The organism is Kitasatospora sp. NPDC057518 (assembly GCF_042802075.1).
GTDB lineage: Bacteria > Actinomycetota > Actinomycetes > Streptomycetales > Streptomycetaceae > Kitasatospora.
In genome coordinates, this window is sequence record NZ_JBHVEU010000464.1 from 1 (window position 1) to 7,041 (window position 7,041).

Annotated in this window: 8 protein-coding genes; 3 read left to right on the plus strand and 5 right to left on the minus strand. The window is 74.9% G+C overall.

What is annotated here, in order from left to right; genetic code table 11:
- The 5 genes from ACFU7Z_RS33220 to ACFU7Z_RS33240 form a co-directional block, all read right to left on the minus strand.
- A partial coding sequence (locus tag ACFU7Z_RS33220) for a hypothetical protein (protein ID WP_380781613.1) occupies positions 1-763 on the minus strand: 763 nt, incomplete at its 3' end.
- On the minus strand, positions 763-1,614 hold the full coding sequence (locus tag ACFU7Z_RS33225) for an SAF domain-containing protein (RefSeq protein WP_117492594.1): 852 nt from the start codon (positions 1,612-1,614) through the stop codon (positions 763-765). The genes ACFU7Z_RS33220 and ACFU7Z_RS33225, both read right to left, overlap by 1 nt.
- 100 nt (positions 1,615-1,714) lie before the next feature.
- Positions 1,715-2,662, minus strand: a complete 948-nt coding sequence (locus ACFU7Z_RS33230) for a hypothetical protein (protein WP_380738697.1) — start codon at positions 2,660-2,662, stop codon at positions 1,715-1,717.
- Positions 2,656-3,279 (minus strand): hypothetical protein, encoded by a 624-nt coding sequence (locus ACFU7Z_RS33235; RefSeq protein ID WP_147409328.1) that lies wholly within the window; start codon positions 3,277-3,279, stop codon positions 2,656-2,658. Before ACFU7Z_RS33235 ends, ACFU7Z_RS33230 begins: the two co-directional genes overlap by 7 nt.
- A gap of 137 nt (positions 3,280-3,416) precedes the next feature.
- Entirely contained in the window at positions 3,417-4,307 is an 891-nt protein-coding gene (locus ACFU7Z_RS33240) for a hypothetical protein (protein WP_049658838.1), read from the minus strand.
- Positions 4,308-4,424: 117 nt separating this feature from the next.
- On the opposite strand from ACFU7Z_RS33240, the gene ACFU7Z_RS33245 reads away from it, so the two are divergent.
- The 3 genes from ACFU7Z_RS33245 to ACFU7Z_RS33255 form a co-directional block, all read left to right on the plus strand.
- The gene (locus ACFU7Z_RS33245) at positions 4,425-4,940 is read left to right on the plus strand and encodes a pyridoxamine 5'-phosphate oxidase family protein (protein ID WP_380738700.1); all 516 of its coding nucleotides are present in this window, start codon (positions 4,425-4,427) and stop codon (positions 4,938-4,940) included.
- A gap of 75 nt (positions 4,941-5,015) precedes the next feature.
- Positions 5,016-5,468: a MaoC family dehydratase gene (locus ACFU7Z_RS33250; protein ID WP_074004323.1), complete on the plus strand. Its 453-nt coding sequence runs from the start codon at positions 5,016-5,018 to the stop codon at positions 5,466-5,468.
- A gap of 351 nt (positions 5,469-5,819) precedes the next feature.
- On the plus strand, positions 5,820-7,041 hold a 1,222-nt coding region (locus ACFU7Z_RS33255; protein WP_380781615.1), incomplete at its 3' end, for an MBL fold metallo-hydrolase.

Consider the following 7,041-nt stretch of genomic DNA (forward strand, 5'->3'; position numbering starts at 1 on the left):
GGACCAGCAGCTGCACCTCGTCCGCCGCCGAGCGCGCCGTGCGCATCAGCTCCGAGCGGATGAACCGCCGGTCGGTGGTGTCCCCGCCGTCGGAGAGCACCTTCGCCGTCCGGGGGGCGTGCGGCAGCACCCCGAGGACCGGCAGCCCGAGCTCCCGGGTCACCTCCGCCCGGGCGTACGGCCCCTCGGCGACCAGCAGCAGCCCGAGCGCGTCCGCGCCGGTGCCGGCGGCGGCCAGGTCCTCGGTCAGGGCGGCGAGCCGGGGCCGGACCGCGCTCAGCCCGCGCAGCGTGGTGCGCACGGTCGCCACCACCGCGTCGGCGCGGCGGGCCAGCACCGCGCTGTGGCCGGTGGCGCCGGAGCGGCCGAGGTCCACGATGACGTCGTAGCCCTGCTGTTCCACGCCGTGCAGCAGTTCGGCGAGCGGCTCCCAGGTGTAGGCGAGGCCGGGCGCCTGGGTGGGGTCGGTCAGCCCGGGCAGCAGCAGCCGTTCGGCGTTGCCCTCGGGAGAGAGGTCGATCAGCTGCTCCCAGATGGTCTGCGCGAGCAGCCCGCGCCGGTCGGCGACGGCCAGGTTGCGCAGCCCGTACACCGCCTCGACCCGGCCCTCCAATGCGCCGGCGAGCACCGCGCCGCCGTCCGGGTCGGCCTCGACCAGCAGGATCCGCCGGCCGGGCGGCAGCGGCCAGGACAGCAGCAGTGCCAGGGCCGTGGTGGTGGCTCCCGGTGCGCCCGGGCCACCGACCACCGCGATCACGGCCATCAGGCGCCGCCCGTCGCGGCCGGTCCCCCGGACGTGGCGGCACCCGGCGTGGTCGCCCCGGGGGTAGGAGCGGCGGGGGCGGGGGCAGCCGAGGGCGCACCGCTCGGCGCCGGGTTCGGCGCGGCGCCGCCCGCCGCCCCGCCGCGCGGCGCGAGCAGCACCTGGATCCGCCCGCTCGCCACCCACTGCGCCAGCCGGGGCCCGTCCGCGGTGCCGACCGCCACGTCGATCACCTGGCTGCCGTCGGTGTCCACCCGGCCGACGGTGATCACCGTGGCGGGCAGCGAGTCGGCCCGGCCGTTGTCGGGGGTGAAGACGACGACCAGCTGCACGCCGGGCTGGAGCCGGCTGGCGGGCAGCTGGCTGCGCTTGGCCGACACCCCGACCACGATCTGCCCGGGCTGCACCGACAGCCCCTGCGCGAGGTCGGCCCCGGTGAGCATCGCGCCGCGCTTGAGGTCGGTGGCGGCCCGCATGCCGACGGCCTTCGTCCGGTCCTGGGCCGCCAGCGGGTGCAGCGCCGGGTCCCCCGCGATCCGGGCGACCACCAGGTCGTCCTCGGTGATCACCTGCCCCCACGGCACGTCCCGGGCCAGCGCCAGCACCGCGACCCGCTGGCCGGTGCTGTTGTAGAGGACGGCCCCGCCCAGCCCGCCGGCCGCGATCAGCGCGACCGCCATCGCCAGCACCGCCGGGCGCCGCCGCCGCGCCCGCATGGTCCGCCCGGGCGCGTGCGGCAGCCCCCGGCCCTTGCCCGGGCCGCCCTGCTCCGGCTGCTCCGGGAGTGCCACGGACGCCGCCGCGCCCGCGGAGGTGCCGGATCCCGGCGTCGCGAACGTACGGTTCTCCACCGGGTTCCGCCCTTCCCTCGTTCGTCTCTGGCTCGTCCGGCTCGTCCGGCCGGTCTGGCTCTTCTGGCTGGTCAGTGCGCGGATCGCCGCGCCGGAGCGCTCAGTTGAGCACCTGCATCTCGGCGACCTTGAGCTCGAAGGGCTTGCTGCTCTGGTTGATGCCCGGGATGGTGAACTTCCGCGGGTTCCGCCCGCCGGTGACCACCACGGCGGCCTCCCAGTGCATCGTCACCGTGGCGCTGAAGACGCCGTTCTTCTCACGGGCCGAGCTGGTCCTGAACTCGTAGCCGCAGTCCGGGGACTTCGCGTCGCCGTACGCGGGGACGTACGGCGTGCCGGGCGTGGTGCAGGAGGTCTGGAGGTGGTCGCCGAAGCTCCAGTCCGCCTTCACCAGCCGGGGCGTGACGGTGACCGAGATGCCCGCGACCGACGCGTTGCCCGGTGCGGGCAGCGCGGCGTCGTCCGCCCAGAGCCAGACCGGGGCGTTGACCACCGCCGTTTTCTGGGGCGCGGCCCGGCCCACCGGGGGCCGGAAGCGGACCCGGTCGTAGGCGGTCTGGATGGCCGTGGCCTCCGCGTTGACGTTCTGCCCGTCCGGCGAGGTGGGCTCGAAGACGACCTCGGCGCCGCCCAGGCCCCCGTCGGTCTGCGGGCAGACCTTCGTGTAGAGCGAGCCGTCCTTCGGGTCGTGGCCGCCCCAGGCCGGGTCGCCGGCGGCCGGCGGGTTGTCCAGCGGGCGGAAGTAGCAGCCCTTGTCGCTGCTGAACCAGCCCAGCTGGGGGTCGTGGCAGGCCCAGGGGACGTCGTGGTAGCTGCACAGCTGCGGGCCGGTGCCCGAACCGCCGCCACCGCCGGGCTTCGATCCGCCGGGCGTCGTGGTCGTCCCCCCGGAATTGACGTCCACGCAGATCACGTTCGGGTAGCACTGCTCGGCCCCGCCGCTCGGCGGTTCGTCCGCGGTCGCACCCACCGCCGAGGACAGCAGCAACCCCGCCGACATCGACGCGACGACCGAGATTCGCCGGGCCGGTTTCCGCGCGTTCAGCATGTCCGATCCACCTCCCGCTTGAAGTCGTAGATCAACCAATGTGCTTGGAACCAGCGCAGGGAAGCGGTTCCGACGTACCGGTTCAGGCGTGCTCCGGGATCCTTGGCGGCCCCGGTGACGGCATCGACGCGGTGCCAGCCGGACAGGTCGACGCAGTCCTCGATCACGGCGGTCTGCGGATCGGCTTTCAGGTCGACGGTCTTGACCACCGCGGAATTGCGCGGCGTTCCGGTCATCACCACTTTGGCGTCGCGCAGTTGCCGGAGGCTGACCAGGCTGTCGGACAGCGCCCGACCGGAGGAGTACTGCTCCAGTCCGTAACCGTCCGAATCCGACCGTCCGAACACCTCGGCCTGGGCCTGCCACCAGTCCTGATACGCCTTCAGGGCCAGCCGTGCCATGGCCCCTTCCGGACCACTGGTCGGCGCGATCGAATCGTTTGCCGAACCACTCGAAGGAGTTAGCGGGTTCACTCCCGCGACGGTGGGCGCGGCCGACCCGATGCGATCGACGGAACCGCCCGCACCACCGCCCGCACAAGCACCGAGCAGCAACACCAGAACCGCCCCACCGACCCCAACCGCCCCAGGGCGCAACACATTTCCGCGCTGCCGCATGGCCCCACCTCATTGCGACCGACCTGATCCGTGATCCACGGCCGCCAGGAGAATTCCGCCGTCCCACCGGTGTTTCCGCTGGGGATCGATTCTTCGCCAACCCACCCCATCACGGCAACACCTCAGGCCCCCTGACCTTACGCGGAAGGCGGTTCCGTCGGGGCACTTTCCCGCCACAGAACGGCCAACAGTTCTTCGGAAAGCGACAATCCGGCCAATGCGCCCCGAACCGCGGCCCGATTGCGCATCAGGAGCCGCCCGGCGTGCGGCGGAACGAGCAGGCGCGCGCCAGGCGCACCCGAACTACCGGCCGGTTCCCCGCCGTCCGTCAGCGCGGCCACGGCCGGCTGGAGATCGAGCGGGGAGACGGCCGCGGGGGCACCCGGGACGCCCTCGCGCAGGACGGTGGTCAGGGCCCGGCTGAACGAACCCTCCCCGCCCGGCAGGACGGCGTCCCGGCCGCGTCTGCCCGGGGCGTAGCGGCTGCCCGGGCTGTAGCGGCCGATCCGGCCCCACAGCGGGACCCTCGAGTAGCTCAGCAGTTCGCCCGCGCCGTCCTCGCCGCGCTCCAGCGCCGCCCAGGCGTCCCGGTCGACCGCCGCGTCGACCAGCAGCAGCGCCTCCTCCTGGTCCCCGTGCACCATCGCGCTGACCACCCAGTCCCAGGCCAGGCCCCGGCGGTAGGCGTTGTCGGCGGTGCTGCCGGCGGTGACCAGGGCGAGCCGGCGGCCGCGCGGATCGGCCACCAGCTGGCCGACCAGGCAGACCAGCAGCCAGCGGCCGGGGTGCAGGGCGGCGTCCCGGACGGCGGTGAGCATCGCGTTGGCGTCCGCGTCCGGCGGCACCGTGGTGACCCGGCAGCCGGCCGCGCCGGTGTCGAAGCACATCCCGGGCAGCACCTCGGCGAGCAGCCGGGCGCCGTCCGGCGCGAGCGCCGCACCCCCGAAGGCCCGGTCGGGCCCGCCGTCCGCCCCGATCACCACCAGATCGACCCCGCCCGCCATCCGGCCGTCCCCCTCCTGCACCATTTCTCCACCCGCCGGGCAGGCTACCGCCCCGGACGGCCGCCGACGGGGCTCCCGGCCCGTCCGCTCAGGGACCATGGGCCCTATCGATGCGGGCACCGACCGAGGACGATCGGACGCATGGAGCGTGAGGACCGTGTGGAGACCCTGAGCGAGGCCGAGTGCCTGCGGCTGCTCAGCACCGTGCCCGTCGGGCGCGTGGTGTACACCGAGCACGCGCTGCCGGCCGTCCTGCCGGTCTCCTTCGAGGTCCTGGACGGGCGGCTGGTGCTCGCCGTACGCCGGGGAAGTGCCACCGCGCGCGGGCTGGACGGCACGGTGGTGGCCTTCCAGGCGGATCTGCTGGACCCGGTCACCCGCACCGGGTGGAGCGTACTGGTGCACGGGCGGGCCGACGTGGTGAGCGACCCCGAGCAGGTCAGGCGGGTGCTGCGCTCCGGCCTGCGGCCGTGGGTGGGCGATCCGGAGCCGCTGTTCGTGGCGCTGGTGCCGGAGCTGGTGAGCGGCCGCCGGCTGTTCCCGACCGGACCGGGCGCCCCGGGGCGCCAGACGCGACGGCCGACGGGCGCGGGGCCGACGGGCCCGGGGCCCGTGAGGACCGGCCCCGTGAACACCGGTTTCCCGCTCGGCTCCTGACAGATACCGATGGGTAGGCATACGCTTCCGGCGTCCTGATCCCTCCCCGGGTCCGTCCCCCACCAGGAGCGCACCGTGACGACCTTCGCCTCCCTCGCCGAGCTGACCGCCGCCGTCGGCACCGAGCTGGGCACCAGCCAGTGGCACACCATCGAGCAGCGGCAGATCGACCTGTTCGCCGAGGCGACCGGTGACCACCAGTGGATCCACGTGGACCCGGAGCGGGCCAAGGAGAGCCAGTTCGGCTCGACCATCGCGCACGGCTACCTGACCCAGTCGATGATCCCGGTGCTCGCGAAGGAGTGCTACGCCGTCGAAGGCGTGCGGATGGCGCTGAACTACGGCTCCGACAAGGTGCGCTTCCCCGCGCCGGTGCCGGTGGGCACGGCGGTCCGGGCCACCGCCGAGCTGCTCTCGGCGACCGAGGTGCCGGGCGGGGTCCAGGCGGTGGTGCGGTTCACCGTGACCAGTGAGCGGAGCGCCAAGCCGCACTGCGTCGCGGAGACGATCACCCGCTTCTACGCCTGACGGAGGGCGGACCGACGGGCGCTCGGGCCCGCGCTCCACTCGGCGCGGACCCGCGCCGGGCCGAACCCGGGCACCGGCCCGGGCCGCCCTCCCCGGGTACGCCGATTGGACCGCGCGGGGCTCTCCACCAGGTCCGGACGGCCCACGGCGAGTAATCTCCGACGAGATGGTTGTCGCATCGCAGCAGCCCCACCCGCCGCTGTGCTGCGCGCCCCGGCACGCCCGGTAGCCGTGACCGTCCCTGGAGGAGCCGTGCCCCGCCCCGCCCCGTGGTTCTCCCGCCTCGCCGGTCTGACGTCGCAGCTCGCCCCGCCGTCCGCCGGCCCCGCGGCCGAGCGCGCCGCCCCCGGGCTGGCCGGACTGCCCCGGTCCGCCTGGCACCGGATCCGGACCGACGCCTTCGGCGCCGAACCCCAGGGTGAACGGCTGGCCCGCATCCGCCGCTCCCCGCACTTCGCCGACGGCGCCTTCCGCAACCCGGTGCCGACCCGCCGCCTGGTGTACGAGCGCAGCCCGCTGGAGATCCCCCGGGCCCAGCTGACCGGGGACAAGACCCGCCGGACGCCGACCGCCGCCGTCCCGGTGCACCGGCTGCTCCCCGTCGACCTGGCCGCGCCGCCCCGGTCCGGGCTGCGGCTGACCTGGCTGGGGCACGCCACGGTCCTGGCCGAGATCGACGGACGGCGGGTGCTGCTCGACCCGGTCTGGGGCGAGCGCTGCTCCCCCTTCTCCTGGACCGGCCCCAAGCGGCTGCACCCGGTGCCGCTGCCGCTGTCCGAACTCGGGCCGGTGGACGTGGTCGTGATCTCCCACGACCACTACGACCACCTCGACATGGGCACCGTCCGGGCGCTGATCGGGACGGGCGCGGCGTTCGCCGTCCCGCTCGGGGTCGGGGCGCACCTGGAGCACTGGGGCGTACCGGCCGAGCGGATCGTCGAACTGGACTGGTGGGAGTCGGCCGAGGTCGCCGGGCTGACCCTGACCGCCACGCCGGCCCGCCACTACTGCAGCCGCGGGCCGCGCACCAGCACGCTGTTCCTGTGGGCGTCCTGGGTGGTGGCCGGCGGCGGACGGCGGATCTTCCACAGCGGGGACACCGGCTACTTCCCCGGCTTCGCCGAGATCGGCCGTCGGCTCGGCCCGTTCGACGCGACGATGATGCAGGTCGGCGCGTACAGCGACTTCTGGCCCGAGGTGCACATGACCCCCGAGGAGGGCGTGCGGGCACACCTGGACCTGGGCGGCGAGCTGCTGCTGCCGATCCACTGGTGCACCTTCAACCTCGCGCCGCACCCCTGGGAGGAGCCCGCCGAGCGGGTGGTCACCGCCGCCCAGACGCTCGGCGCCCGACTCGCGGTGCCCCGCCCCGGCAAGCCCTTCGAACCGGCCGCCCCGCCCGCCCTGCGGCTGTGGTGGCGCGCCGTCGCCGCCGGCCCGCACGGCGTCCCGCAGCTGGTCGGCGAGCGGCCGGAGGAGGCGGTGGCCGGCCCGGGGGCGGCCGAAGCCGGGGGAACCGGGGCGGGGGCGGCCGGGGCGCGCGAACAGGCGACGACTTTCAGCGAACCGATTT